Raw genomic sequence first — 1500 nt, forward strand, 5'->3', positions numbered from 1 at the left:
GGCGAGTTCAACTGGTGGTTGCAACACCGGGCTGTTGTAGCGAGCGTAGCTGTTCCTCGAACACCTCCGCTGGAGTCTTCCAGCCGAGGATTTTGCGGGGCCGGTTGTTGATGGCCAGGGCGACGGCTTCGAGGTCCGCGGACGACCACCGGGAGAGGTCTGTGCCTTTCGGGAAGTACTGACGCAGCAGCCCGTTGGTGTTCTCGTTCGTCGGTCGTTGCCAGGGCGAGTGCGGATCGGCGAAGAACACCTTCGTCCCGGTATCGAGGGCGAACTGGGCATGGCCGGAGAGTTCCTTGCCCCGGTCCCAGGTCAGGGTCTTGCGCAGCTGCTCGGGCAGCTGTGCCATCGATGTGGTGAGCGCCGCGTTCATCGCGATCGCGCCGTAGCCCCCGAGTGAGGTGCCGTTCTTCACCGGCGGATTCTCGCCCCAGCCTTCGAGCCGGGGCAGGTGCACCAGGAGTGTGGAGCGGCTGCTGCGCTCGACGAGCGTGCCGATCGCGGAGCGGCCGGTCCCGATGATCAGATCGCCTTCCCAATGTCCGGGGACCGCGCGGTCCGCGGCCTCGGCGGGGCGTTGGCTGAGGACGACGTCCTCGGTGACGTGCCCTTGCGGCCTGTTCTGCGACCGTGCGCGGGGAGTACGCAACGCCCGGCCGGTCCGCAGACACGCGACCAGCTCCCGTTTGAGCGCACCGCGGCCCTCGATGAACAGCGCCTGGTAGATCGCTTCGTGGCTGATGCGCATGGACTCATCATCGGGGAAATCGACGCGAAGCCGCCGCGAGATCTGTTCCGGGCTCCATGCCGTCGCCCATCTTCTGTCCTGCCGGTGCGGCTTGTTCAGCCCCTTCCACGCGGGCGTCTTGGGCCCGGTGACAATCGAGCCGTCGGGACGACGGACACTGCCGGCGAGCCGTTCCTGCACGTATTCACGCAACCTGTCGTTGCCCGCGAGCTTGGCCGCCTTCGGGCGCTTCGCGGCCTGCTGCGCCTTCCACTGAGCGACCGTGGCCCGATACTCCTGCTTCCCGCTGCGGGTGGCGGCGTTGCGGCGCAACTCGCGCGAGATCGTCCCCGGGTCACGCCCGATCGCGCGGGCGATCTCTCGCACGCCCTTGTCCTGGGCACGCAGAATCGCGATCTCCTCGCGCTCCTCGAAGGACAGGTAGCGGCCGGTGGGCTCGGCCAGAGAGATCGGCGGCATGCCGCCAGCGTGACGGAACCACCGAGAACCGACCGGCACCGAAACCCCGACCGCCAGCGATGCCTCAGCCGTCGTGACGCCCGTGGCGATCAGCCGCCAGAACTGCCGCTGCACCACCCGCGACGGATCAGGCCGGCCAGGGGAGCGCATCGCCGGCCTCAGCGCCCGATCGGCACGCCACTGCCGCCGAAGCTCCTCGGGCACATCGCCGGTCTTCCGGCTCCAGTCCTCCGTAGCGATCTTGAACACCTCCGAAATCAAGGTGTTGCGACGACCAGTTGAATCCGCCCTGG

General features: G+C 68.1%; 1 protein-coding gene. It reads right to left on the reverse strand.

Features of this window, described 5'->3' with window-relative positions; all coding sequences use genetic code 11:
• Positions 1-7: 7 nt before the first annotated feature.
• A complete protein-coding gene (locus ACFUJR_RS39245) occupies positions 8-1207 on the reverse strand; it encodes an IS30 family transposase (protein WP_383181719.1) in 1200 nt (399 codons plus the stop codon).
• Positions 1208-1500: the final 293 nt, after the last annotated feature.

Source organism: Streptomyces sp. NPDC057271, assembly GCF_042668715.1.
In the GTDB taxonomy this organism is placed as follows: domain Bacteria; phylum Actinomycetota; class Actinomycetes; order Streptomycetales; family Streptomycetaceae; genus Streptomyces.